Annotated in this window: 26 protein-coding genes; 12 read left to right on the forward strand and 14 right to left on the reverse strand. The window is 54.6% G+C overall.

Features of this window, described 5'->3' with window-relative positions; genetic code table 11:
- Position 1: 1 nt before the first annotated feature.
- Positions 2 to 874, reverse strand: a complete 873-nt coding sequence (locus OQV00_RS12690; protein ID WP_032717485.1) for a PfkB family carbohydrate kinase — start codon at positions 872 to 874, stop codon at positions 2 to 4.
- A 26-nt stretch (positions 875 to 900) separates the two neighbouring features.
- Between OQV00_RS12690 and OQV00_RS12695 the strand changes: the two genes are divergently transcribed.
- The 3 genes from OQV00_RS12695 (at position 901) to OQV00_RS12705 (ending at position 3,052) form a co-directional block, all read left to right on the forward strand.
- The gene (locus OQV00_RS12695; protein WP_004862236.1) at positions 901 to 1,746 is read left to right on the forward strand and encodes a BtpA/SgcQ family protein; all 846 of its coding nucleotides are present in this window, start codon (positions 901 to 903) and stop codon (positions 1,744 to 1,746) included.
- A complete protein-coding gene (locus OQV00_RS12700) occupies positions 1,746 to 2,390 on the forward strand; it encodes a TenA family protein (RefSeq protein ID WP_266280538.1) in 645 nt (214 codons plus the stop codon). The genes OQV00_RS12695 and OQV00_RS12700 overlap by 1 nt, the downstream gene beginning before the upstream one ends.
- 101 nt (positions 2,391 to 2,491) lie before the next feature.
- On the forward strand, positions 2,492 to 3,052 hold the full coding sequence (locus tag OQV00_RS12705) for a nucleotidyltransferase family protein (RefSeq protein WP_266280666.1): 561 nt from the start codon (positions 2,492 to 2,494) through the stop codon (positions 3,050 to 3,052).
- A gap of 306 nt (positions 3,053 to 3,358) precedes the next feature.
- Here the strand turns inward: OQV00_RS12705 and OQV00_RS12710 are convergent, their stop codons facing one another.
- Both OQV00_RS12710 and OQV00_RS12715 read right to left on the reverse strand, forming a co-directional pair.
- The gene (locus tag OQV00_RS12710) at positions 3,359 to 3,940 is read right to left on the reverse strand and encodes a dihydrofolate reductase family protein (RefSeq protein ID WP_032717483.1); all 582 of its coding nucleotides are present in this window, start codon (positions 3,938 to 3,940) and stop codon (positions 3,359 to 3,361) included.
- Between the two features lie 394 nt (positions 3,941 to 4,334).
- Complete coding sequence (locus tag OQV00_RS12715; protein ID WP_004862226.1) at positions 4,335 to 5,138, reverse strand: helix-turn-helix transcriptional regulator; 804 nt, start codon at positions 5,136 to 5,138, stop codon at positions 4,335 to 4,337.
- 100 nt (positions 5,139 to 5,238) lie between these two features.
- Here OQV00_RS12715 and OQV00_RS12720 point away from each other — a divergent pair, with 100 nt between their 5' ends.
- Complete coding sequence (locus OQV00_RS12720; protein WP_266280541.1) at positions 5,239 to 6,687, forward strand: MFS transporter; 1,449 nt, start codon at positions 5,239 to 5,241, stop codon at positions 6,685 to 6,687.
- 522 nt (positions 6,688 to 7,209) lie between these two features.
- On the forward strand, positions 7,210 to 7,662 hold the full coding sequence (locus OQV00_RS12725) for a hypothetical protein (protein WP_266280543.1): 453 nt from the start codon (positions 7,210 to 7,212) through the stop codon (positions 7,660 to 7,662).
- Between the two features lie 282 nt (positions 7,663 to 7,944).
- Here the strand turns inward: OQV00_RS12725 and OQV00_RS12730 are convergent, their stop codons facing one another.
- Complete coding sequence (locus tag OQV00_RS12730; RefSeq protein ID WP_044023524.1) at positions 7,945 to 9,306, reverse strand: YncE family protein; 1,362 nt, start codon at positions 9,304 to 9,306, stop codon at positions 7,945 to 7,947.
- Positions 9,307 to 9,589: 283 nt separating this feature from the next.
- The gene (locus tag OQV00_RS12735) at positions 9,590 to 9,916 is read right to left on the reverse strand and encodes a hypothetical protein (protein ID WP_015584285.1); all 327 of its coding nucleotides are present in this window, start codon (positions 9,914 to 9,916) and stop codon (positions 9,590 to 9,592) included.
- Between the two features lie 442 nt (positions 9,917 to 10,358).
- Between OQV00_RS12735 and OQV00_RS12740 the strand changes: the two genes are divergently transcribed.
- Entirely contained in the window at positions 10,359 to 10,841 is a 483-nt protein-coding gene (locus OQV00_RS12740) for a glutathione peroxidase (protein ID WP_180862635.1), read from the forward strand.
- A 417-nt stretch (positions 10,842 to 11,258) separates the two neighbouring features.
- Positions 11,259 to 11,420 (forward strand): hypothetical protein, encoded by a 162-nt coding sequence (locus tag OQV00_RS12745; protein ID WP_004862211.1) that lies wholly within the window; start codon positions 11,259 to 11,261, stop codon positions 11,418 to 11,420.
- A gap of 68 nt (positions 11,421 to 11,488) precedes the next feature.
- On the opposite strand, the gene OQV00_RS12750 is transcribed toward OQV00_RS12745, so the two are convergent.
- From OQV00_RS12750 to OQV00_RS12760, 3 genes are all read right to left on the reverse strand, one after another.
- Positions 11,489 to 11,668: a hypothetical protein gene (locus tag OQV00_RS12750; RefSeq protein WP_099843554.1), complete on the reverse strand. Its 180-nt coding sequence runs from the start codon at positions 11,666 to 11,668 to the stop codon at positions 11,489 to 11,491.
- A gap of 254 nt (positions 11,669 to 11,922) precedes the next feature.
- On the reverse strand, positions 11,923 to 12,159 hold the full coding sequence (locus OQV00_RS12755; protein ID WP_142631541.1) for a hypothetical protein: 237 nt from the start codon (positions 12,157 to 12,159) through the stop codon (positions 11,923 to 11,925).
- 36 nt (positions 12,160 to 12,195) lie between these two features.
- Positions 12,196 to 13,203, reverse strand: coding sequence for a LacI family DNA-binding transcriptional regulator (locus tag OQV00_RS12760; RefSeq protein WP_015584288.1), 1,008 nt, complete (start codon positions 13,201 to 13,203; stop codon positions 12,196 to 12,198).
- A gap of 185 nt (positions 13,204 to 13,388) precedes the next feature.
- On the opposite strand from OQV00_RS12760, the gene OQV00_RS12765 reads away from it, so the two are divergent.
- Positions 13,389 to 14,477, forward strand: a complete 1,089-nt coding sequence (locus OQV00_RS12765) for a cellulase family glycosylhydrolase (RefSeq protein WP_015584289.1) — start codon at positions 13,389 to 13,391, stop codon at positions 14,475 to 14,477.
- Between the two features lie 45 nt (positions 14,478 to 14,522).
- Entirely contained in the window at positions 14,523 to 15,917 is a 1,395-nt protein-coding gene (locus tag OQV00_RS12770; RefSeq protein WP_065906531.1) for an MFS transporter, read from the forward strand.
- An 89-nt stretch (positions 15,918 to 16,006) separates the two neighbouring features.
- Here the strand turns inward: OQV00_RS12770 and OQV00_RS12775 are convergent, their stop codons facing one another.
- The 4 genes from OQV00_RS12775 to marR form a co-directional block, all read right to left on the reverse strand.
- Positions 16,007 to 17,467, reverse strand: a complete 1,461-nt coding sequence (locus OQV00_RS12775; protein WP_266280547.1) for a TrkH family potassium uptake protein — start codon at positions 17,465 to 17,467, stop codon at positions 16,007 to 16,009.
- Between the two features lie 191 nt (positions 17,468 to 17,658).
- Positions 17,659 to 17,865 carry a multiple antibiotic resistance protein MarB gene (gene marB / locus OQV00_RS12780; RefSeq protein WP_004862194.1) on the reverse strand — a complete coding sequence of 69 codons (207 nt, stop codon included), beginning with the start codon at positions 17,863 to 17,865 and terminating at the stop codon, positions 17,659 to 17,661.
- Between the two features lie 30 nt (positions 17,866 to 17,895).
- Complete coding sequence (gene marA, locus OQV00_RS12785) at positions 17,896 to 18,276, reverse strand: MDR efflux pump AcrAB transcriptional activator MarA (RefSeq protein WP_004862191.1); 381 nt, start codon at positions 18,274 to 18,276, stop codon at positions 17,896 to 17,898.
- A 17-nt stretch (positions 18,277 to 18,293) separates the two neighbouring features.
- A complete protein-coding gene (gene marR / locus OQV00_RS12790; RefSeq protein ID WP_004862187.1) occupies positions 18,294 to 18,728 on the reverse strand; it encodes a multiple antibiotic resistance transcriptional regulator MarR in 435 nt (144 codons plus the stop codon).
- Between the two features lie 239 nt (positions 18,729 to 18,967).
- Between marR and OQV00_RS12795 the strand changes: the two genes are divergently transcribed.
- Positions 18,968 to 19,636 carry a MarC family NAAT transporter gene (locus tag OQV00_RS12795; RefSeq protein ID WP_004862185.1) on the forward strand — a complete coding sequence of 223 codons (669 nt, stop codon included), beginning with the start codon at positions 18,968 to 18,970 and terminating at the stop codon, positions 19,634 to 19,636.
- 88 nt (positions 19,637 to 19,724) lie between these two features.
- Here the strand turns inward: OQV00_RS12795 and OQV00_RS12800 are convergent, their stop codons facing one another.
- Positions 19,725 to 20,924 carry a sugar transporter gene (locus OQV00_RS12800; protein WP_004862182.1) on the reverse strand — a complete coding sequence of 400 codons (1,200 nt, stop codon included), beginning with the start codon at positions 20,922 to 20,924 and terminating at the stop codon, positions 19,725 to 19,727.
- Between the two features lie 204 nt (positions 20,925 to 21,128).
- On the opposite strand from OQV00_RS12800, the gene OQV00_RS12805 reads away from it, so the two are divergent.
- Together OQV00_RS12805 and OQV00_RS12810 are read left to right on the forward strand one after the other, a co-directional pair.
- Positions 21,129 to 21,920, forward strand: a complete 792-nt coding sequence (locus OQV00_RS12805) for a PhzF family phenazine biosynthesis protein (protein WP_032724359.1) — start codon at positions 21,129 to 21,131, stop codon at positions 21,918 to 21,920.
- Positions 21,921 to 21,929: 9 nt separating this feature from the next.
- A complete protein-coding gene (locus OQV00_RS12810) occupies positions 21,930 to 22,718 on the forward strand; it encodes a PhzF family phenazine biosynthesis protein (protein ID WP_032717476.1) in 789 nt (262 codons plus the stop codon).
- Positions 22,719 to 22,779: 61 nt separating this feature from the next.
- On the opposite strand, the gene OQV00_RS12815 is transcribed toward OQV00_RS12810, so the two are convergent.
- Positions 22,780 to 23,724 (reverse strand): L-lactate dehydrogenase, encoded by a 945-nt coding sequence (locus tag OQV00_RS12815; RefSeq protein ID WP_015584294.1) that lies wholly within the window; start codon positions 23,722 to 23,724, stop codon positions 22,780 to 22,782.
- Positions 23,725 to 23,840: the final 116 nt, after the last annotated feature.

A 23,840-nucleotide genomic window follows, 5' to 3' on the forward strand; every position in this document is an offset into this window, starting at 1 on the left:
GTCAGTGCGCGCCGCCCGTGGCTAACAGGGCGGCGAGTTCCTGAGCATCGGGAAACGCGCTGAGCGTGCCCCGGCGGCTAACGGTAATCGCGGCAGCACGGCTGGCATGGGCAAGCGCCAGGCGATCTGGTTCGACGTCGCGCAGTAGCGCGGATGCCAGCATCACAGCGAGGAACGTATCGCCCGCGCCGGTGGTATCAAGCGCCTCGGCGGGGGCGGCGGGGCAAAACTGACGCTGGCCATCACGGATCAGCCAGGCGCCTGCTGCCCCCTGGGTAATCACTAAGGTTTTTACGCCGTATGGCTGGAGCAATTCAGCCTCTGATTCGTTGACCACTGCGATGTCGATAAGCGGCCACAGATGACAAAAGTCAGGATTGACCGGTGAGGGGTTGAATACCGTTGTCATACCGCGGGTTCTGGCATACTGGAATAGCGCCCGCGTTTTCTCCAGGGAGAAATTGCCCTGTTGTAGCAAAATATCGCCCGCGGCGGCATCGGCCATGTGTGGAATAATATCATCAAGATGGAATGTATCGGCGGCGGCGGTAGTGGTAATGATGGCATTATCGCCATCAGCGCTATTTAAAATAATCGAGGTATCGCTATGTTGGTTAAAATGGCAGTCGGGTAGCAACGTTAATGCTTCATTTTGTATCCGCTGGCGAATCCAGATTCCATTGCTGTCATTTCCTGTGGCAGCAATTAAGCGCGTTTCTATTCCACTGCGGGATAATATAATCGCCTGATTCGCGCCTTTACCGCCGATATCCTGCGAAACTTTAACGCCATGAATTGAAGTGCCTTTTTTTGGTATATCCGAAACAGACCAGGTTTCATCTACGGTAATATTGCCGATAACGTAAACACGCATAGTGTTCCCTTAACAGGATGGATAAGATGGTTGCTATCTCAGCAGAAAAAACGAATGCAATACAAGCTATTTTTTCACGTGGTAAAGTTGTTATAGGTGTTATTCATTGCGATCCTTTTCCCGGCACGCCTAAATATCGAGGGAAATCAGTGGGTGATATTGTCGAGCGTGCGCTTCGGGATGCTGAAAATTATATTTCTGGAGGCGTTCATGGCTTGATTGTTGAAAATCATGGCGATATCCCTTTTTCTAAACCTGAAGATATCGGTCATGAAACCTCGGCGCTGATGGCGGTCATTACCGAGAAAGTACGCGAGCGTTTTGGCGTACCGCTGGGAATTAATGTCCTGGCAAACGCTGCGATTCCGGCGATGGCTATCGCTCTGGCGGGGGGCGCCGATTTCATTCGCGTCAATCAGTGGGCCAATGCTTATATCGCCAACGAAGGGTTTATTGAAGGGGCGGCGGCCAGGGCGTTGCGCTATCGCAGCATGCTGCGCGCTGAACATATCCGCGTTTTTGCCGATAGCCACGTTAAGCACGGCAGCCATGCTATCGTTGCCGATCGTTCGATTCAGGAGCTGACTCGCGATGTGGACTTTTTCGAGGCCGACGCGGTGATTGCCACGGGTCAGCGCACCGGCGATAGCGCCACGATGGCGGAAATTGATGAGATTCGCGCGGCGACAGAGCTACCGTTATTAGTGGGCTCGGGGGTGACACCAGCCAATGTCAGCCAGATCCTCGGACGGACTCAGGGAGTCATTGTGGCCAGCACCATGAAGGTTGATGGCGTCTGGTGGAACGACGTAGAGCTGGCCCGGGTTAAGCATTTTATGTCCGTCGCCCAGGCCGCGCTGGAGGAGGCATAATGGAAGCATTTAGCGATCGCCTGCTGCGCGAACATCAGCAGGTCTGGCAGACGATGCAGAGGCACCGTTTTGTGGTTGATATTGAACAGGATCGTCTGCCGACAACCGTATTCAACCGCTATCTGGTGTTTGAGGGCAACTTTGTCGCCACGGCAATCGCGATTTTCGCCCTCGGGGTCAGCAAGGCGCCGGATATTCAGCAGCAGCGCTGGCTCATCGGCGTACTGAACGCGCTGGTAGACACGCAGATTGCGTGGTTTGAACAGGTCTTGTCTGACCGGCGGATTAATCCCGCGGATTATCCGCACGATTTGCCAGCCGTGCAGCGCTTTCGCGACGGCATGCTGCGGACAGCCCGGTCGGGCAACTATGAACAGATCATTACCATGATGTTCGGGGCGGAATGGATGTACTACTCCTGGTGCCGGGGGGCGAGCGAGCATCGTCAGAGCGATGCTGACGTCAGGCGCTGGGTGGTAATGCACGCCGAAGACGACTTTTATCAGCAGGCTCTCTGGCTGAAGAACGAACTCGATCGCTGCGCCATGGCGCTGAGTGATAACGAAAAGCAGGCGCTGTCGGCGCTGTACGGGGATGTGCTGCAGTGGGAAATTGATTTCCATCACGCCTCGTACGAGGATTAGCCGCGAGGTAATAGCAGGGGGGCGCCAGCAGCGGCGCCCCCCTGGACATTGATGCTATTATCAGGCAGATAGCAACCTTAATCACTGTTTTCAGGGAAATGATGAAATATCAGGGCGTATTGCAGGACCTGTTGTTAAACGACCCGATAAGAATGAAGGCGCTGTATGCCGTTCAGGCGCTGGAACTCAGCGATGGCTGGATTGGTGCCGGCTTGGTCAGAGATGCGGTCTGGGATCATCTGCACGGATACGGGCAAAGGCCAGTCTCGGGTGATGTGGATGTTGTCTGGTTCGACCCGAAAAACTGCAGTTCAGTTGTTGATAGCGCTCTGGAAGAGACGCTCAGCCGGCAATCACCGGTCTTTAACTGGTCGGTGAAGAATCAAGCCAGGATGCATCAACGTAATGATAATGAACCCTATTGCTCGACAGCGAATGCTCTTCGCTACTGGCCTGAGACGGCGACGGCCGTCGCGGTCAGAATAGGCCGTTCCACCCTTATTGAGATCATTGCGCCTTATGGGCTCGACGATCTGTTTGAACGACGTCTTCGGGCAACGCCATTCTTTGAGAGCGATAAGCGGGATGTTTTCTGGCAGCGTGTCGTGGCAAAACGGTGGCTGGAACGCTATCCGGATTTGCAGCTAATCCTGCCCGCATAGTGTGGGCCTGGGGTTAGAGTGGATTATCGTTGGAGATGATGAAAATGAAAGACTTGTTTACATCGGCAGGCCATCATCGAGAGCGCACGATTTTCATCAGGCCACAGCGCAATGACAACATTGCGCCTCCCTAATATCTATGCAAGTAAAGTCCGCTGCGTGCCAGGAGCGGATGTTGCGACCCCTTAGGCGCTATTGTCAATCAGGGTAGACACATAGCGCAAAACATCGATTGGCTACACTTTTGCAGAAATGCAGCCGCCCGGAGTTTTATTCCTGTTGCTGAACTATCGGAACCTGGCATTATTAATTTCGTTTCACCTCGTATTGCAGACACACTACGCCCGACGGGAAAACGTGACTCTTCACCAGCATGAGTGAAGTTCTGTGTTTTATATTTTGGAACAAGGGAATGCCTTGCCCCAGCAGAATCGGATTGACGAATAGCCAATACTCATCAATAAGGTTTTCCGCCATTAGCGAGTGAGTAGCTGAGGGACTACCAAACATTAAGATTTCGCTACCCGCGCTCTGCTTGAGCTTGCTGATTTCGCCGCTTAAATTGCGACTGATAATTTGCGTATTAGGGTGATTTTTCTCCAGAAGGGTTTTCGACAACACCACTTTGTGGGCAGATTTATACCAACGCGAATGCGCATGGTCATGTGGGCTGGCGTCAGGCTTGTCGGCAGCCGTTGGCCAGTACGATTCCATCATCTGGTAGGTGGTGCGCCCATATAAGGCGGTGTCGGTTTGCTGAATTCGCTGCTCTACGTATTCAAACAGGTCGGGGCTTATGCTTATCCAGGCCAGACCCGCCGGGCCCTCTGCGGTAGAAGCGACAAAACCATCTAGCGACACATGGACAAACGAAACTATTTTTCTCATGATTTTCTCTTTGATTAGGTTTTGATTACATAGCCTGCGAGGCGCGCCAGGGTTTGCTTCCCGCTTTCTATCGCCCCCATTTTCTCCAACGCTATCTTGCGTGCTTACGCATCCGGAAAAAACAGAGGTATCGTTACTTTGATTTGTCCATCCACCGCTCATCACACCGGAGAGGGTGACGAAGGTGTTCCCGGGCACGCTCAAGTTGTATTGGATCAAGATGAATAAAAGAACGAAGTAGTGAGAAAAACAAGTTGCCTCCCGCGGAAAGCCCCTGGTCCCGAAGGTATCTGAAGATCGCCAGATGGGATCGGAACGTAGTTACGTGAGCAGCTGCGGTAGATTCAGCCGTGTTTAAGCCAGCGGGCGAAAGCCACTGGCCCCACGCTGAATGCTAATCAGCAAGCGCTGGTTCCTCTTTTTGGCGCGCATACACCACCAGCCTCAGATGCCTGTCTTCATCCACGGTCAGCGACGTGAATTCGAAAGGCACGGGCTGTTCCTCTATCAGCAAACGGCGGATGCCATTACAAGGCGCGTGAACCTGATGTTGTCGCCACCAGGTTTTGAACTCGGGTGAAACCTGTTCCAGCTCATTGACCAGTTCAGGAATATCGCTGCTCTGGCTGGCGCGAGTGAAGTCACGGCGAAAGTCAGACAACATCAGCGGAGCCTGTTCATCCCAGTCAACCACACGCGCCCGTAGCGCGGAATCGGTGAACAGTAGCCAGAGCAGGTTACGTCGCTCCGGTACATGACGGGCAAAATTAAACAGCTTATCGGCTAACATATTAAAGCCCAGGACATCCCAGCGCAGATTGAGCACAAAAGCAGGATGCGGCAGATCGTGCATCAGCCGCCGCACAAGGGGAGGGAGTACGCACCAGGTTTTTCCGGGGTCGGCAGGAGGACGCTGATGTGCGAGCATAAAGAGGTGTCGACGTTCAGCGGCATCCAGTTTCAGTACCCGCGACAGATTATCCAGAAAGGTGGACGACACCCCAATATCCCGGCCCTGTTCAAGCCACGTGTACCAGGTGAGGCCGACTCCGGCAAGCGCCGCGACTTCTTCACGCCGGAGGCCTGGCGTCCGGCGCCGGGTTCCGCTGGGCAACCCGACGTCGGCAGGTGACAGACGTTCCCGCTGTGCCCGCAGGAAGGCTGCCAGATCGGAACGCGTTCGATTCAGTGTGCGCATCGCTTATCTCGTTACTTAAAGTAATAGTATAAAGTGTTAAATTGTAATGGTTTAAAGAGCAAGAGAGAATCGTCGCATATTCTCCTTACCCTGGATATACATGATGAGTTCACCCCTCTGTTTTTCGATGCCGCGCGAACGTGAAACGCCTCCGTGGGCTGGTTTGACCGTGTTGCTCCTCGCGGGATTCGTCACCATCTTTGATCTGTTTGTCGTTAATGTGGCCATTCCCAGTATTCAGGCCGGGCTGGGGGCAAATTTCGCCGAGATTGGTCTTATTGTCGCCGGATATGAACTCGCGTTTGGCGTTTTGTTGATTACCGGCGGGCGGCTGGGGGATCGGTTTGGCCGCCGTCGCCTCTTCATCATCGGTATGGCTGGCTTTACGCTGGCGTCGGCATTTTGTGGCCTGGCGCCTGATACCGGTTATCTTATCAGCGCCCGGGTGTTACAGGGGCTGGCGGCGGCATTGTTGTTCCCGCAGGTGTATGCCTCCATCCGGGTTAACTTTGCGGGTAATGACAGGCGCAAAGCTTTTGGCCTGTTGGGGATGACTCTGGGGTTGGCCGCGATTGCCGGTCAGGTGCTGGGCGGTTGGCTGGTACATGTAGACCTGTTCGGCCTGAGCTGGCGCACTCTGTTTCTTATCAATGTGCCGGTTGGCGTTCTCGCTATTCTCGCCGCACGATCGATTCCCGAATCCGCCGCCCCGCAAAGACCACAGCTGGACTGGATCGGCGTGGTACTGATCAGCTCCGGGTTGACGCTGTTGTTGGTTCCATTGATAGAAGGGCCGGTGCAAGGCTGGCCCGCGTGGAGTCTATGGTCACCGGGTATCGCGCTGATTGTACTCGCGCTCTTTTGTCGACAACAGGTACGCCGCCGAATGAGTGGTAAATGGCCGCTGGTGGATATGCGCCTGATGGCGAAGCGCCATTTTGCGCTGGGCACGTTGCTGGTATTACTGGTTTATTCGACATCAAGTTCATTTTTCCTCTGCTTTGCTTTACTGGTACAGACGGGGATGGGGTTGGATCCCTTCATGGCGGGAAGCCTGTTTGCGCCCTGTAGCGTAGGGTTTGTGCTTGCGTCACTGGCGGCGCCACGAGTGCTTTCCAGATGGGGAACCCGGACCCTTTTTTGGGGCGCCCTGATCTATGCGCTATTCATCACGGTATTAGTTGCTCAGGTTTGGCTGTCAGGCGCTGAACTGAAGCCGGTGTACTTGCTCCCGGCGCTTGTTATGATCGGTGCCGGACAGGGTTACATTATGACGCCACTGCTGAACCTGGTGCTGGGTTTCGTTGACGAAGTAGACTCCGGCATGGCTTCCGGAGTGGTATCAACAGTACAGCAAGTCGGCGCTGCTCTGGGCGTTGCTGTCGTGGGCATTCTGTTTAATGGCGCTCTTGCAGAGACGACCTCTTTGTCACCAGCCGGACAGTATGCTTCTGCCTTTGTGGCTGGAATGCTTTACAACCTCGCAGCGGCGGGAGCCATCTGCCTGCTGTTGCTGATTCTGGAAAAAACGCAACCAACAACACAATGATCGGGTTTCGTCCGTTAGCGCCTTAATCTGACGGTGGATGATTGAGTCTCGCGTATTCACCGTGATAGATGACGGTCCGCTTCTCGCTCAAAGCTGCCGGTTAACTACTGTAAACTCATGAAGGTGTATCGGCAGCCATTCTGCATGCATGGACAGAAACAGCGGAACGCCCGCTGCAACGCGAAAACAGGTAGAAAGAGAGGTCACTGGCAAAAACAGGCTGGAGTGAGGTCTGGCTTTTTCACTTTTCTTCGTTGAGAGGGTTTCCGTGGCCGGATCAGGCTATATAGCTGACCGCTGAACAGCGGTCGATAATCCCTGTTAGTCAGCCGCTTAGAGATATAGTATAAATTAATGCTGGCTTGGGTTATTTAACATAGGGAATTGTCAATACGCGGACCGTCTGTTTTATTCATTGTGCTGGCACTGAGCGGGTGTGTTGTCCATTCGCCGCAGATGGCACAATATAAAGCGGAGTATTCTAACCGACAGGATATTCATTCACATAGCCTTTATCGGTTCATGGCTAAACCCGTTAAATCAAGTGAGGAGAAATACTGGGGCGCAGGCGATTTGACTGAGTTTTTTTACGTTAAAGGTGACAAGACTTCAACTGTAGAGTTAAAACTCGATTATGATTCCAAAACAATGCATATCAAATCGATTGATTCGCAAAACAGAACTCTGGATGAAAGAACATTTGTCCTTCTCGATGGCTCAGAAGAAAAACCATCAGACTCAAACGCGAAATCTCTATATCTGACAAAGGATGGTGAATTAATTAGAAAGGTCAAAAACTGTACCCCAGATATGAGCGCCGGATGCCAGTGGTGGGAGCACCGACTCTTCATCACTCATAATGGAGATTTAGCCGTACAGTATCAGCAAGGAGGTGCCGGTATGCTGTTTCTGATTGTTCCTTTTTATACGAATAGTAGTTACCTTGAAATTTTCCCTCGAGCTCCTGACGTATAGCGTTTTATTCTGATCTGCTTGCAGCCGGAAGGTAAGGTGCCGCAACCGCGGAAGCCGTTTTTTGTGGGCCTCTGGGCAGACATACCGCTTCGTCCAGGTGAGACAGTGAACACCAGAACGAGATTTGTGTTGCTTGATCGCGATGGACGTCAATCAGCCTCGAGTAAAAAGATGTGAATATCGATCGGATACGCTAAAACATACCCCCGGCCCACAGGTGACTGGGGGTTAATAATAATGCCAGGCTGACCTGCCTGCGACTAACCCGGCGGACTCATGGCGTCATTTTTTGGCGGTGATTTTCGTCACTGAGCCGGTCTGAACTTTATCTCCGGTCGAGCCATACATAGACACCAGATAAACTGCGCCATCAGGCCCGGCGGTCAGGTTGTTTGGCGTATCATCCACCGGGATATTAGCGACCAGTTTACCGTCCTTGTTCAGCACTGCTACGGTTCCGCCTGCACGCGCGGCGGCGAAAACCTGCGAGGTCACCGGATCCCAGACGACAGATACTCCCCCGGCACCAATATAGGTATCCGCAAGTACCTTACCGTCCTCATCAAGAACCACGACATTGTTCGTCTCCTGGGACGCGACATACAGACGGCCGGTCTGCGGATCGCGAGCGATGTCGGTTGCGCCCTGCGCCTGAGGTACTTTCACCGTCGTACTCTTGCCGGTTTTGAGATCAATCCAGCCTACCCATGGCGTATCGCGGCTGACGCCGTAGAGCTTGCCGCCAGCGCTATCGAGGGTAAGATCGGTACTGTTAAACAGGTTTTTGCCACGCTCCACCACAAACTCCAGCTGACCGATGTGCTCCAGCGTTTTGGTGTCATACACTTCGACAAAACCGGTCAGCGCCGCGCTGACATAGGCCCGATTGTTGGCTTCATCAATAACCACATCGCGTGGATGTGCGACCGAACCCTCCGGAAAGACTTTGGCGACGGCAAGCGTTTTTGCGTCATAGACGGTCACCGTCTCGGCAAGGGTGTTCGTCGTCCAGACCTGATTATGGGCATTATCAACACCGACACCGAAGACACCAATCTGCTCACCCTTTTTGTCTTCAGGCAGTGTTGCCTCCGCTTCGACAGCCAGGGTTCTGGCATTCAGTCTCAGTAGGCGGCTACCATCCTTCGGGCCGCGGGCAGAGGTCACGAACAGCTTTCCGTCAGCCGACACTGCCGCCTGGTAAGCCCGCTCACCGACGGACGTTGTTTGCAGCCTGAAAGCCTCCGTGTTTTTTGGCGGGACAATCTGGGACAATTTCAACATGACCTGCGAAACGCTCGCCGGGTTTTGCGTAATAACAGTGAGTGGATGAAGGCCTGTTGCGGCATCGGCCGGAACGGTCAACGGAATAGTGAGGTTTCCCTTCTCGTCGGCGGTCAGTGGTTTCGGTGTCAGGACTTCAGCACCATTGAGAATGGTGACGGTCGTGCCCGCCTGCAGGCTCTTAATGGCTATAACCGTTTTATCTCCGGGCTTGACGGGAATTTCCCGTGACCCGGCACGGATGCTACCAGGAAAGGTCGTGGTGGCGGCTGTCCATTGGCTATCGGCGTATGCCGCTATGGCGGTTGACATCGCAATAGCTGAAGCCAACAGCACTGACCAGACTGAAATTCTTCTCATCTTCTCTCCATAAATTGTATTGATGCTGCATCTCAGCGCAGCCACAGGATTTTCCCACGCGATGAGTCTTATCTTCCGCCATGAGAGCCCGCTCTTGTTTTAAGCGCATACAACATAGCATACTGATGCAAATAGTTATCATTACTGTTTTTGGGTGGTATCTTAAATGCAGGGCCTTTACTGTATCGCGGGGAAACGTAGTGGGGGTTTTGGCCAGGGTGAGCAGGAGGGAGCACCTTAAGATTCAATCATTAGAAATGTTAGCTGCGAAAAAACGATCTAATCACTTGCAGCCTGATGAGCCTGAACGCTTTTCAGGCCTGAAAGATCTGTTGGCTTCGTCCTGCAGTCGGTGCCGATAATGTTTCAGGACAACGTGTGTCACGATCTGGCCGTAAATAAAGCCACCCAGCCCAGCAAATATTACGGTGCCGGCCAGGCCGCCAAAGTGCGCTCCCGCGCCGCTGAAGGCCCCGCAGAGGACGAGGCCGCCCCAGGTCTGCCAGTGCCGGAAGGCCGATTTATAGGCATTCCGCCACCGTCTTCCGCGCTCCCGAAAAGATAAGTCTTTTAGTTCGGTAATACTTTTTAGGGTCCAGTAGATTTTCACGGTGTTTTCCTTGTTCCGTTGCTTAGGCTAAGGAAAACATAAAACGCCGGCCTGGGAAAGGATGACTCAAGGTCAGCTTTTCGCTCATCGTCGTCCGATGGTAGCTCTATGGTGGGTTTCGTAGCAAAAACGGACACGATTAACATCATGCAGAGTTCATCAATGGGGAACGGGGCACCGGTCGCCTGTTGGGTGTCCTTCTGGTCCTGTTCGCACGATTTAATTGTGTGAACAGGCAGCCAAGGAACGATGCCGGGATCCGCGTTCGGATTCAGGCCACCACCGCCGGCATTGCTCTTACTAAAACTTGACGTCGCGATTCAGGACCTACCGGGTTATCATCAGCAGGAACAACTTGCCGCTCTCCACGCGATATTCCCGTGCAGCAACACGCTGCGTAGCCATGTCGGTGTCGAACGGGTTCTGCTCTGAGGATTCCGACATGACCGCCTTTTATGAACTGACGGCCAACAGTCTGCGTGGCCAGCACATCTCTATGGCCGACTACGCCGGCAAACTGGTTCTGGTGGTGAATACTGCCAGCCACTGTGGCTTCACGCCGCAATACGCCGGCCTTGAAGCGCTGTACAAAAAGTACGCCGCCCAGGGGCTGGTGGTGCTTGGTTTCCCCTGCAATCAGTTCGGTAAGCAGGAGCCCGGCGGTGCCGACGAAATCGCCCGGACTTGTCACATCAACTACGGTGTGAGCTTCCCGATGTTCGAGAAAGTAGAGGTGAACGGGGCCGCAGCGCACCCGGTGTTTCGTTTCCTGAAAGATGAACTGCCCGGCGTACTGGGCGGGCGGATCAAGTGGAACTTCACTAAATTTCTGATTGGACGCGACGGTAAACCGCTCAGGCGTTTTGCACCGTTCGTCACGCCGGAGAAAATGGAAACCATAATCCGTGCTGCACTTGAAATCTAAGTGCTCTTGTCATTCGGGCCATTCATTTTTTAGCTGCTGCCGACCAACTGATTAAATCCGTCTGAGAAGAGAGAGAAAGCAAAGGGCTTCTTGCTTTCTTCTGTCAACCATCGCAGGGGGAACGGGGGGATGTCCAATGCCCCGACGCGGCCTTCTGGCAACATCCCGCATCCAGGCGACGCCACGCTAAAAAACAGTCAAGTTCACCCTTTAAAATGAAGTGTGTTAAGTTCTATTTTCTCTTCTGTATATTAAATGAATAACGTCAGAATTCATTTCTGGCCGTTATAGCGTAGCGGATTGGAAATTCTCGTCTTGTTCATAATGCCTTTTTCTTGTTAAAGTAACGACGTCAGCGTCGAATACTTTGTGTATTACATGGACGTTATTTCTACAATAATCAGGGGATGGGCGAATATGAAGTATGTTTTTGCGTTTATGCTGAGCGTGGGATTATCAGGATGTACCGCAAATGATTGGGTGGATGCTGCGGGCGGGATAATGCAGGCCCATGACAAACAAGAAAAAGACGCCATGAATAAGCGTATAAAAGCCGCCAATAAAGCTGCAGGGTACTGATTTTTTAATAAATTAATATTCCTCTTCTTAATCAAGACAGCATGAGGAGGAATGGTTTTTAATCAAACTTACTGACTAAATATTCCCCTGACTTTTGCCTGTTGACAAGAGATATAGCCATAATGCTGTCGGTTTTCTCTGTTATCGAAAACGACATAAAAAGGCATGGTCTGTGCGTCTTTTTTCAGCGTCTGGTTGAGGCGGTTCGCGCCGATTTCAGGAACCATTAAAAAATGGGTATAGCGCATTGCATCTCCTTGCAGCGAATATAATTACATGAGGAATTAAAAAACACCCGATATTTTCTGAGCATCTGATCTTTTAAAAAAAGACAGGGAAGTGCAATTATCGGTCTTATCGTTACGCACGTAACGGATTTTTGTGGGACCGCTTGATTATTAGCCATGAATAAGCTTAAAACCTGCTGATGAGTGGTGCCGCGGGTGTTTAGCAATGCAGGGCAGATAAGGTTACGAAATACGCTTTCGGTCGAACAGACAGATCATCGCAACCATTTCCCCAACCCCTGGGGACGATGCAAGCGACCGTTCGCCTTCCAGCCTGGAAGAGACATCTCGCCGGCGTTAATGGCGCTGGCGATACCGGACACGTTAATTCGGCGGTCTATCATGGTCGCGTGAAAAGCGTAGCCGCCTCGCGCACAGATCTTCAGGACATCGTTGCCGATCGATGCGGTTCTGCGCGCTCGGATAGTCAATAGCCGTAAGTTACGCGCCACGCCGGCGGCGAGCCTTGCGCCAGAAGGGTCTTCACCTCAGACGAGGCTCGATGTCCGCACCTTGAGCCTGCCCGCCAGCATCACGTGCGTGGCGGCATCTTCCTGGTTGCACAGGTACTCCACCGCCAGGCGTCCCAGCTCGCTGTATGGCAGCTGGATACTGGTCAGCGGCGGGGTGAGCTGCTCGGAGATTTTCTGGTCATCATAACCCGCCAGCAGCATATCCTGGGGGATGCCAATGCCGTTTACCGCCAGCGCCTGATAGCAACCGATCGCCAGCCAGTCGCTGGCGCAGAAGATGGCGTCCGGGCGTTCATCCAGCGCCAGCAGAGAGGTGGTGGCGGTAAAAGACTCGCTGAACTGCCAGTTGGTCTGGCGCACCAGGCTGTCGTCACACGCTAAATCGGCTTGCTGCAGCGCGGCCTGGTAGCCGGCCAGACGCTGGCGGGAGGCTTCCATCCAGCTCTCCCCGGTGATGTGGGCGATACGCTTTGCGCCGCAGGCGATAAGGTGTTTTGTTACCTGGAAGGCGTTGGCGTAGTCGTCCGGAATAAACGACGGCAGCAGCGGCGAGCCGGGGTCGCGCTGGTTGAGCAGCACCAGCGGAATGCGGCTGCAGTCCTGAAAAGCAGTCATGTCGACAAGGGTGGTCACGGGGGAGGCGAGAATAATCCCCACGCAGTTGCGCTTCTCCAGCTGGCGGATAATGTTCAGCGCCAGCTCCACGTCATCGCCATAGTCGTAAACGGTCAGCAGCGCTTCGTTGCGCCACGCGGCTTCCCGCGCCTGGCTGATGGCGTCGATAAACGGATCAAAGCTTTGCAGGGAGCTCACCAGCAGGGCGATTTCTTCCTGGTTGCGCGGCGCATGAATGGCGGGCAGGCGGTCGTAGCCGAGTTCGGTCGCCACGCTGATGACCCGCTGGCGGGTGTCGTCGCTGAGCTTGATGTTGCGCGACTGGTTGAGCACCAGCGATACCGTCGCCTGAGACACGCCCGCCGTTCGCGCAATATCATTCATCGTGACTTTAGTCTTTCGCTTCATTCGTCCTCTCCCTCTCGCGTCACCGCATCATACCCTAACTGCTCGCTTACGCGCTGTCGATCACGTTTCTCATTCACCGAAGCGTGAACTTTGTGAAGGCTGTCGCTTTTCTTCGCGTGGTGATTTGCGCATTTATCCCGCAACTAATATTTATTAGCTAAATATTATCAGTAAGAGGACGCGTAATGAAAGAGCAGTGGAGTAAAGCGCAGGCGCAGGCGTGGTATCAGCAGAAGGGGTGGCTGTGCGGGTTCAACTACCTGCCGTCAACGGCAGTGAACTGGACCGATATCTGGCAGCAAGAGACTTTCGATGCCGAGACCATCGATCGCGAACTGGGCTGGGCGGCGGAGGCGGGCTACAACACCCTGCGTATCAACCTGCCGTTTATTGTCTGGGAAGACGACCGCGACGGCCTGATAGCGCGTATCGACAAGTTTCTGACCCTCGCCGACAGTCGCGGATTCAGCACCATGCTGACTCTGATGGACGACTGCGGTTTCTCCGGTGATGAGCCCTATCTGGGGCCGCAAAAACCGCCGGTGCCGGGTAAGCACAACAGCCAGGCGGCCGCGAGCCCGGGACGCGACAAGGTCTGCGATCCCGACTGCTGGCCGCATATTGAGCGCTATATCCGCGACGTTGTCCGCCAGTTCCGCGACGACAGCCGCGTGCTGCTGTGGGATCTGTATAACGAGCCGGGCAACCGCGGCATTTTCGCAACCGGTACGCAAGAGGTGCAGTATGACGCGAAGCTGGAGACCTGCGCGCATGAGCTGATGAAACTGGCGTTCCGCTGGGCGCGTGAAGAGGATCCGACTCAGCCGCTTACCGTCTGCGCCTGGCGTCTGCCGGCGGAGGAGGAGGGCGAGACGTTTTATCAGCATCCGCTGGATCAGACCGCGCTGGCGTTATCAGACGTGGTGAGTTTCCACGCCTACACCAACACCGGGCGTATGACCGCGATTATCCAGCAGCTGCAGGCGCTTGGGCGACCAATCTTCTGCACCGAATGGCTGGCCCGCCACGTGGGCAGCACCATCGAAGAGCAACTCCCGCTGATGTACGCGGCGAAGATCGCTCCGTATCAGTGGGGACTGGTGCGCGGCAAAACGCAGACGTGGCTGCCGTGGCCGGTAGTGATGAAAGAGTCCACGGACTACTGCCGTCTCTGGTTCCACGATGTGTTTGAGGAGAACGGTATCCCGTTTTCGCGCAGTGAAATGGCCTTAATGAAGAAGCTCCGTCAGATTGCCCCGCAGGCTCAGGGCTAATAATATCCACCCGGCGGCCTGCCGCCGGGCAACCAGGTACGCACTATGGCAATGACAATGAAAATACCGTCTCGCGAGTTGTGGTCTTATTTTGGTTATGGTTTAGGTCAGTGTTTTAGCTTTGGTTTAGTGGGTTCGTTTATTAACTATTTCTACACCGACGTGCTGGGGATCTCGGCACTGGCGGCGAGTACCATCTTCCTGATTGCCCGCGCGTGGGACGCGGTTCACGATCCGCTATTTGCCAGCATAATGGATACCATTAACACCCGGTTCGGCAAGTTTCGCCACTTTTTGCTGATTGCCCCGGTACTGATTACCGGCGTCACGCTGCTGTCGTTCTATAAAATCGAAGCGGACATGACCACTAAAATTCTCTACGCCGGGGTGACGTACATTCTGTGGGGGACGCTGTACGCCATCTCTGATATTCCGTTCTGGTCGATGTCGTCGGTGATGACCAATGACTCCGGGCAGCGCACCCGCGCGGTGACGGCGGCCATGCTGGGGGTCAACGCCGGGATCGCCTGCGCCAATATCTTCTTCCCGAAACTGGCGGCGTTTTTCGCGCACTACAGCAACGACAAAGGCTACTTTATGGCGGCGCTGGTCATGATGCTGGTAGGCCTGCCGCTGATGCTCAACGGCTTTATGCAGATTAAGGAGCGCGTGCCGCCGAGTCCGGAAAAGGTGACGATACGTGACACCTTCCATAACCTGCGCCAGAACAAGCCGCTGTTTATCGTTCTGCTGTCGTTCTTTTTCTGCGTGTTTCACAACGTGGCCGGTGGCCTCTATATCTACTTCTTTATCAACAATATGGGGGACGGCAGCCTGCAGATGGCGATCGGCGTGATGGGGATTATGGCGGCGGTGGTGTGCCTTGTCGCCCCGATGCTGACGCGCAGGATGCAGAAGCGGAAGCTGTTTATGATCCTCTGCGGGCTGGATGTCGCGGTACGCGTGGTGATGTGGTTTGTCGGATATCAGCACGCGGCCATGCTGTTTATCCTGCTTGGCCTGAGTACGCTGTTCGTGATGATGACCAATATCCTCACCTCGTCGATGATTGCCGACACCATCGAATATGCGGAGTACCACACCCACAAGCGTTGCGCGGCGATCACCTTCTCCGGACAAACCTTTACTGGCAAGATGTCGGTTGCGGTCGGCGGCGGGTTAATCGGCGTGTTTCTGACGATGATCGGCTATGTGCCGCAGGCGCCCACCCAGAGTGACGGCGTGCTGTCGGGGCTGTTCTTTGGTATCTGCCTGCTCCCGGCCATAGGCTCGCTGATCCGGCTGGTGTTTATGTCGCGCTTTACCTTTACCGAGGAGAAGCATGCGGAGATCTGCCGACTACTGGCGGAGCGCAGGCACGAGAAAGAGCAGCGGGGTGAGGACGAGGGTCGTCTGGCGCATCCGGCCACGGTGAACTAACCATTAACGCCTGCACTGCAGGCGTTATGTATTCTTCTCAGCGCCGGAGCGCGATCAACTGTCTGGTGAATAGCCGGAAGCCGTCTCCGCTAACTACGCCAGAATGTACGCGAAAGCAGAATCAGTAGCGGATAGATCTCCAGTCGCCCCAGCAGCATCGCCATACACATCAGGTATTTCGAGACATCATTCAGGCCAGCGAAGCCATCGGCGGTCGCCCCAAAACCGAGGCCCATGTTATTAATGCAGGCGGCAACCGATGCAAACGATGTCAGCAGATCGTAGCCCTGTAGATTCAGCAGCCAGACAAATAGGCAGGTCGTGAGGATATACAGAAAGAAGAAACTCCACACCGAACGCAGCACGCGATCGGTGATGATTGCGTTTCCGACGCGGATACTCATGATTGCCCGGGGATGGGCTAATTGATGTACCTCGTGGCGGCTCTGCTTGAAGAGGATCAGAAAACGCAGCGCCTTAATTCCCCCGCAGGTCGACCCGACACAGCCGCCGAAAAAGCTCGCTGACAGCAGCAGCACGATAATTTCCGGCGGCCAGGAGGCATAATCCGCCGTTGCCAGACCGTTATCGGTGATCATAGAACTGGTGAGAAAAAAGGCGTGGACCAACGATTTGGGCAGGCTGTACATCCCCGCACGCCACACTTCGAAAGTGACCACCGCCACCACCAGCGCCACCACCAGGAAAAAGAAATGTATCTCGGTGCTGCGGCGAAACGGTTTCAGACTACGACGCGCGATAGCCACAAAATAGAGGGTGAAGTTAAGGGCCGAGAGCAGAGAAAAGGCCCCGGCCACCAGTTCTATTGCATCGCTCTGGTAGTAACCGATGCTTTCCGTATGCGTGGAGAACCCTCCCAGCGACACCGTCGATAGCCCGTGACAAAGGGCATCAAAAAACGACATCCCGGCAAGGAAAAAAGCAAGAGTACAGGCGCCTCCCAGCAGCATATAGGTGAGCCACAGACTTCTGGCAGTATCCGCCAGCCTCGGCGTCAGACGCTCCTCTTTAAACGGACCGGGCATCTCGGACTGATAAAGCTTCATTCCCCCGATGCCCAGCAGCGGCAACACCGCCACAGCGAGCACGATAACCCCTAAGCCACCCACAAAATTGAGCTGGGCGCGGTAATAGAGGATCGACACGGGTAGCGAAGAGACGTCATGAAATACTGACGCCCCGGTGGTGGTAATCCCCGAGACGCCCTCAAACAGGGCGTCGGCTATCGACAGGCGTAGTTCGTCATTTAACCACAGCGGCAAGGCGCTGATGGCGGAAAACAGCAGCCAGAACAGCACGATAATCAGAAAACCATCGCGGGTTTCGAGATTAACCTTCGACTGATGCGTCGCCCGCCAGCAGAGCAAACCGCCAGAGAAGGCGAGAACAAAGGTCGAAAAAAAGGCAAAAACGCTGCGCTCTTTGGCGAACAGCGCAATCAGCATCGGCGGGATCATGGTCAGGCTGTAGAGCAAAACCAGAAACCCACACAGGTGAAGAACAATTTTAAACCGGGTTGAAATGTACATCGGCGGTCTTATCGTTTTGCGAGCGTAACTACGATGAACAGGGATAAGGAATTATATGATATTGGGGGACAAATTGAGTTGAGGGAGCGCAGTAAACGGCCACCTGGGGACAGTCAGGGGGCGCGATCCGTTGTTGTCAGAGGCGCAAAAAAAAAGCCCCGTAAACGGGGCGAAATGCTCGGGTAGTGCAGTTAATTGTAATACGGTACGCCCAGCTCATCCGATTTGTCGCTACCGGCAGCCATATGATTGAAATCAAATGGAGAGTCGTTATGTTCGGAAGGCATAATCATCGCGTCGCGGTGATTGTGGCGAACCGGCGTAGTCGTTTGCTCCGCATAGCTCTGGCTGGAGACCAGGCCGACCAGGACCATGGCCGCGGTAGCGAATAGTTTCATGATTTCCTCAATACGTCTTGTTGCAGGCGATTAACAGCAGTTGTTTAGTGGCATCAGATAGCGGGATTCACCCGGCATATTGGTCATGCGATATTTGTGCGGCGGAACGTCGAAGTAGTTTTTAAAGGTTCTCGTCAGCGTTTGTTGCGATTCGAAACCGTAACGTTCTGCCAGGTACAAAATCGGCTCATTGCTCTGCTTGAGTTTTTGCGCGATTTCCGTCAGCTTGCGACTGCGGATGTACTGGCCTAAGGAGTGACCGGTCTCTTTTTTAAACATTCTTTGCAGGTGCCATTTGGAGTAACCAGAACGCTCGGACACTTTTTCCAGCGACAGGGGCGATTCCAGGTTATCTTCAATCCACGACAAAATACTATGGATAGTGATGGCGTCATTATTGCGTCTGGACATCATCTTACCTCTTCTTATTACGGCAGGACTTTTTTGAGTAAATGCTCAAGATTGACCACTTCATCCGCCGACAGATTTTTTGTTAATTCCTGGTGCAATTTCTGACCCACAACCTGATGACACTGCTCACAAAGGGCTGCACCGTCTGGTGTTAGCTGCACCAGTACGCCGCGTTTGTCATTGGGGTTGGGTAACCGTTCAATCCAGCCTTTACAGACCAGACGGTCGAGCATGCGCGTCATTGCGCCTGGGTCGACCGACAGCACGGTTTTCAGCTCAACGGGGGTAATACATACTTCGCAACGAATGGAACAAAGCACCCGAAACTGGGTGGAAGTAATATCCATCGGCGAGAGATATTCGTTGAGCAGGCGATCTTTTTTCTGGTTAACCATTTGGATCAAGCGACCGAGGGGGATCATTTCGTTAAACAGATCGCTGGTGTTTTTCACAATGGTTGCCCAGGCAAGTAGTTAATTGCTGCTGATATTATTGCCCAGGCAATAATATGTCAACCTGAGGGATTAGACGATGACACGATTTGCTAAAGCAGACTTCTGGCCCTGGCTGAAGCGGCGGTGGGGCGCTGCACTGGCCGGGTGATAAGCGCTGGAATGATATTGACGAGCAAAGTTATACTGGCGCGGCAAAACTTTTTAATAGTGAAAAATTAACGGGGCCTTAATTCATTATGATTGAACTCTTTCAGGCGATAGGTCTGGGGCTGGTGGTGATTTTACCGCTGGCGAACCCGCTGACGACCGTTGCGTTGTTCCTCGGGCTGGCTGGCAATATGAACAACGAGGAGCGCAACAAACAATCGCTGATGGCCTCGGTGTACGTATTCATTATCCTGATGGTTGCCTGGTATGCCGGTCAGGTGGTGATGAGCACCTTCGGCATCTCTATTCCCGGCCTGCGCATTGCCGGCGGGTTGATTGTGGCCTTCATCGGTTTTCGGATGCTCTTCCCGCAGCAGAAATCGCATGACTCGATGGAAGCGAAGATCAAATCCGAAGAGCTGGTGGATGAACCGACGGCCAATATCGCGTTTGTGCCGCTGGCTATGCCGAGCACCGCCGGGCCGGGGACCATCGCCATGCTGATCAGTACGGCATCGACGGTGAAGCATGGCGTCGATTTTCCGAACTGGGTGGTGCTGGTGGCGCCGCCGATTATCTTTGCCCTGGTCGGGATTATTCTCTGGGGCTGCCTGCGCAGCTCTGGGGCAATCATGCGTCTGGTGGGGAAAGGGGGAATCGAAGCGATTTCGCGCCTGATGGGCTTCCTGCTGGTGTGCATGGGTGTACAGTTTATTATCAACGGCGTGCTGGAAATTATTACCACCTACCACGCCTGATAACGTCGCCGTCGCTTCACTGACGACCCGCGAATAAAAAAGCCTGCCGATGGAACAACCGGCAGGCTTTTTTCTTTCGTCATCCCGTTCAGGAGTGGTGAGGCTGATGATCGTCCAGCGACACCGGCCAGCGGCGGAATATCATGATTGACCACACCAGCGCCACCAGCGCCGGAATCGCCCCGACGTAGCCGATCGCGTCCATCGAAAGATGCGTACTGACCTGACTGCCGACCAGCGCGCCCGCGCCGATACCAATATTAAAGATCCCTGAAAACAGCGACATCGCCACATCGGTGGCATCCGGCGCCAGCGCCAGAACTTTCACCTGCATCCCCAGACCAATAATCATGATCGCGATGCCCCAGAAGATGCTTAACACCATCAGGTGGTGAGCGTTTTGCGATGCCGGCAGCAGCAGCAGCAGGCTGACCAGCAGCAGGCCAATGGCGATGCTAATCAGCCCGGAAGCATGCTGGTTGCCCAGTTTACCAAACAGCACGCTGCCGATGATCCCTGCTCCGCCGAGGATCAGCAGCAGCACGGTGGCAAAATTACCGCTCATACCGGCTACCGTTTGTACAAACGGTTCAATATAGCTGTAGGCGGTGTAATGTGCGGTCACCACGATGACGGTCAGCAGATAGATGCTCAGCAGCGCCGGGCGACGGAACAGCACCGGCAGGCTTTTCAACGAACCGGAATGCTCGCTGGGCAGTTTAGGCAGCAGCTTAAACAGGCACACCAGCGTCACCAGCGCCCCCAGACCGATCGCCAGGAAGGTGGTCCGCCAGCCAAAATACTGCCCGATGATGCGGCCGATAGGAATGCCGAATACCATCGCCAGCGCGGTGCCGGTTGCAATCAGACTCAGCGCCTGCGCACGTTTGCCCGGCGGCGCCAGACGTATTGCTAATGCAGAGGTTATCGACCAGAAGACCGCGTGGGCAAAGGCGATCCCGATGCGGCTGATCACCAGAACGTTGAAGCTCCAGGCAAAGAACGACAGCACATGGCTGGCAATAAACAGAATGAACAGGCCGATCAGCAGGCGGCGGCGCTCCATCTGGCTGGTCAGCAGCATAAACGGCAGCGACATTAACGCGACCACCCACGCATAGATGGTCAGCATCATACCCACCTGAGCGGTCTCCATGCCGAAGCTGTCGGCAATGTCGGACAGCAGACCGACCGGAGCGAACTCGGTGGTGTTAAAAATGAAAGCGGCGATCGCAAGCGTGACTACCCGAAGCCACGCGACCCTGCGTGAAACCGTGTTTGTAATCATAGGTTCTGAGCTGGTTACTAAAGAGGAAGAAGAGGTCTCGATCTTAAAACGATTGCTGGTGAAAATACAATCGTTTTGTGATCTGGATCTCACTATGACATCAGGCGGCATTTATAAGCTAACGGATTCATTTTTATATAGATCGTGTACATGACCCGCTTTTATGTCATGTTGAAGAAAAGTAAAAACAGGAAGCGTTGTATGATGCAGGAAATTGATTTTTACCTGGTAGATGCCTTCAGCGATCGCAATTTTGGCGGTAATGCCGCCGCGGTGTGCCCACTCACCGAATGGTTACCCGACGACACGCTGCTGAGTATGGCGCAGCAGCACAACCAGTCCGAGACCGCCTTTTTTGTGCGTACCGATGAGGGTTATGAGCTGCGCTGGTTCACCACGCTGCATGAGATTAACCTCTGCGGTCACGCCACGCTGGCCTCGGCGCACATTATCTTTGAATATCTCGACCATCCTTCCACCACGGTGGTGTTCAGTACCCGTTTTGTGGGGGAACTGAGGGTGACGCGTAACGGCGACTGGCTGACGTTAGACTTCCCGGCGTGGCAAACCACCCCGGTTATCGCCCCGCCGCCGGAGCTGCTGGCCGGACTTGGGCTGGATAAGGCCGTAGAGATTCGCGAAGGGCGGGATTATCTGGTGATCCTCGAAAACCGCCAGCAGGTGGAAGCCGTGCGGCCGAATATGTCATTGCTTGAGCGGACGGGCAAAATGATCTGCGTCAGCGCCGCCGATGATGAATATGATTTCGTCAGCCGCTTTTTCTGCCCGGGCGAGGGCGTTGTTGAAGACCCGGTGACCGGCTCGGCGCACAGTATGCTGATTCCCTACTGGGGGGAAAAACTGGCCAAAACGACGCTGCAGGCGCGGCAGGTCTCCGCCCGCGGGGGCGATCTGCGCTGTCAGTGGCTGGGCGATCGGGTGCTGATTGGCGGGCAGGCGACAACGTACATGACCGGCACCATTACGCTACGCTAAGGAGATACCGTGAAAGAGATCCCCATGTATCTGGTTTCAGCGTTCAGTGAACGGCCTTTTGCCGGTAACCCGGCGGCGGTGTGCCTGCTGGACGCGTGGCTGGCGGATGATATTTTGCTCAAAATGGCGCAGGAGCATAATCAGTCTGAAACCGCCTTCGTGGTGCGCGAGGGAGAGGCGTTTTCTCTGCGTTGGTTCACGACCCGCAATGAAGTGAATCTGTGTGGGCACGCCACTCTCGCCAGCGCACACGTTATTTTTCATCACCTCGACTTTCCGCACGCGGCGATTCATTTTGCGACCGCCTCCGGTCGTCTGACCGTGAGCCGGGAAGGGGGCTGGCTGACCCTGGATTTCCCGGCGAGTGCCACGCAAGAGAGCACCCCGCCTGCAGCCCTGCTCGCCGGATTAGGCCTTGAGCGGTACGTAAGCGCCCACCGTGGCCGGGCATGGCTTATCGAGCTGGCCAGCCGCGAAGAGGTTGCCGCCGTGCGCCCGAATATCGCGGCAATGACGCCCGGAGAACATAAGGTGACGATTACCGCCCCCGGCGATGGCGAGTATGACTTTGTCAGCCGCTTTTTCTCCCCGGGAGAAGCGGTATGGGAGGATCCGGTCACCGGTTCGGCGCATACCATGCTGATCCCGTTCTGGAGCGCGAAACTGGGGAAAAGTAAAATGCTGGCCCGCCAGATATCGGCGCGCGGCGGCGATATTCGCTGTGAGCTGAAGGGCGATCGCGTGCTGATGGCCGGCCAGGCGGTGACCTGGCTGCAGGGGAGAATTTTGCTGCGTTGAATCTAAACCCGTGAGAGCAGGATGCCCGCGTAAAGCGGGCATCAACGGCAGAGAAGCGAGTCTAGCCGAGACGGGCGATATTGGCTTTAATCACCTCAACAGAGCGGCGGAATTGCGCCGCTTCATCGTCGGCCAGTTGCAGTTCAATAATCTGCTGGACGCCGCTCTGCGTCAGTACCGCCGGTACGCCAACCGCGACATCATACATACCGTATTCGCCGTCAAGAATGCACGAAATAGCCAGTGCACGGTGGCTGCCGGTGAAAATATTGCGACAGATCTCGGCGATGGTGCCGGCGACGCCGTACTCGGTGCAGCCTTTCCCGGCGTAAATTTCAAAGCCAAGGGTGCGAACCTTCTCCGCGATCTGCTGGCGATCCAGCCGCTGGCCGGTATGTTTCAGGTAAACATCGGCAATCGGGGAACCGTAAACCGACGAATGCGACCAGACCGGAAACTGCGTGTCGCCATGTTCGCCGAGAATAAAAGCATCGATGCTCTGGGCGCCAATATCGAGTGCCTGGGCGAGCACCCGCCGCAAGCGGGTGGTATCCAGCCAGACGCCGGTGCCTATCACCTGGCTACGCGGGAGTCCGGACAGCTTCCATACCTGCCAGGTAATAATATCGCAGGGGTTGGTGGCCACCAGAAAGAGGCCGTTGAAGCCGTTGTCCATCATCTGTGGAACGATGCTGTTAACGATTTTGGCGGTGGCGTTCAGTTCGTCAAGGCGGGTCTGGCCTTGTTTCAGCGATCCGCCGGAAACGGTAATCACCGCGATATCGACATCGGCACAGTCGCTGACCTCCCGGGTTGAAATGGTCATCATCCCCGGCATATAGGCGGCTGCATCGCTAAGATCCTGAGCATGTGCCTGTGCTCTGGCCCTATCGAGGTCCACAAGGATCAGCTCCTCGCAGATAGTCTGGTTTAACAATGCGTAAGCCGCTGAGGTGCCGACATTGCCGGCACCGATAATCATCACCTTGCGTGCTTTGGTATTCATGGTCCATTCCCGATATCAAGCGTCATGGCATAAAATTACTGCGGTTCAATTGCTTAGCGCAAGTGGCGGCGGGTTGTATAAGTTAAAACTATGAGAAAGGGGGTATGCGCTGCGCT

The sequence above is a fragment of the Klebsiella sp. DY2415 genome (genome assembly GCF_026314315.1).
In the GTDB taxonomy this organism is placed as follows: Bacteria; Pseudomonadota; Gammaproteobacteria; order Enterobacterales; family Enterobacteriaceae; genus Klebsiella; species Klebsiella ornithinolytica.

Bases quoted from the DNA above. Each gene is read 5' to 3' on its own strand.
- OQV00_RS12815 (WP_015584294.1), bottom strand. From the start codon at position 23,724: ATGAATACCAAAGCACGCAAGGTGATGATTATCGGTGCCGGCAATGTC.
- OQV00_RS12725 (WP_266280543.1), top strand. From the start codon at position 7,210: ATGGCTAAACCCGTTAAATCAAGTGAGGAGAAATACTGGGGCGCAGGC.
- OQV00_RS12795 (WP_004862185.1), top strand. From the start codon at position 18,968: ATGATTGAACTCTTTCAGGCGATAGGTCTGGGGCTGGTGGTGATTTTA.
- marA (WP_004862191.1), bottom strand. From the start codon at position 18,276: ATGTCCAGACGCAATAATGACGCCATCACTATCCATAGTATTTTGTCG.
- OQV00_RS12705 (WP_266280666.1), top strand. From the start codon at position 2,492: ATGAAATATCAGGGCGTATTGCAGGACCTGTTGTTAAACGACCCGATA.
- OQV00_RS12770 (WP_065906531.1), top strand. From the start codon at position 14,523: ATGGCAATGACAATGAAAATACCGTCTCGCGAGTTGTGGTCTTATTTT.
- OQV00_RS12740 (WP_180862635.1), top strand. From the start codon at position 10,359: ATGACCGCCTTTTATGAACTGACGGCCAACAGTCTGCGTGGCCAGCAC.
- OQV00_RS12750 (WP_099843554.1), bottom strand. From the start codon at position 11,668: ATGCGCTATACCCATTTTTTAATGGTTCCTGAAATCGGCGCGAACCGC.
- OQV00_RS12715 (WP_004862226.1), bottom strand. From the start codon at position 5,138: ATGCGCACACTGAATCGAACGCGTTCCGATCTGGCAGCCTTCCTGCGG.
- OQV00_RS12710 (WP_032717483.1), bottom strand. From the start codon at position 3,940: ATGAGAAAAATAGTTTCGTTTGTCCATGTGTCGCTAGATGGTTTTGTC.
- OQV00_RS12760 (WP_015584288.1), bottom strand. From the start codon at position 13,203: ATGAAGCGAAAGACTAAAGTCACGATGAATGATATTGCGCGAACGGCG.
- OQV00_RS12690 (WP_032717485.1), bottom strand. From the start codon at position 874: ATGCGTGTTTACGTTATCGGCAATATTACCGTAGATGAAACCTGGTCT.
- OQV00_RS12730 (WP_044023524.1), bottom strand. From the start codon at position 9,306: ATGAGAAGAATTTCAGTCTGGTCAGTGCTGTTGGCTTCAGCTATTGCG.
- OQV00_RS12765 (WP_015584289.1), top strand. From the start codon at position 13,389: ATGAAAGAGCAGTGGAGTAAAGCGCAGGCGCAGGCGTGGTATCAGCAG.
- OQV00_RS12700 (WP_266280538.1), top strand. From the start codon at position 1,746: ATGGAAGCATTTAGCGATCGCCTGCTGCGCGAACATCAGCAGGTCTGG.
- OQV00_RS12805 (WP_032724359.1), top strand. From the start codon at position 21,129: ATGCAGGAAATTGATTTTTACCTGGTAGATGCCTTCAGCGATCGCAAT.
- marB (WP_004862194.1), bottom strand. From the start codon at position 17,865: ATGAAACTATTCGCTACCGCGGCCATGGTCCTGGTCGGCCTGGTCTCC.
- OQV00_RS12745 (WP_004862211.1), top strand. From the start codon at position 11,259: ATGAAGTATGTTTTTGCGTTTATGCTGAGCGTGGGATTATCAGGATGT.
- OQV00_RS12800 (WP_004862182.1), bottom strand. From the start codon at position 20,924: ATGATTACAAACACGGTTTCACGCAGGGTCGCGTGGCTTCGGGTAGTC.
- OQV00_RS12695 (WP_004862236.1), top strand. From the start codon at position 901: ATGGTTGCTATCTCAGCAGAAAAAACGAATGCAATACAAGCTATTTTT.
- OQV00_RS12720 (WP_266280541.1), top strand. From the start codon at position 5,239: ATGATGAGTTCACCCCTCTGTTTTTCGATGCCGCGCGAACGTGAAACG.
- OQV00_RS12775 (WP_266280547.1), bottom strand. From the start codon at position 17,467: ATGTACATTTCAACCCGGTTTAAAATTGTTCTTCACCTGTGTGGGTTT.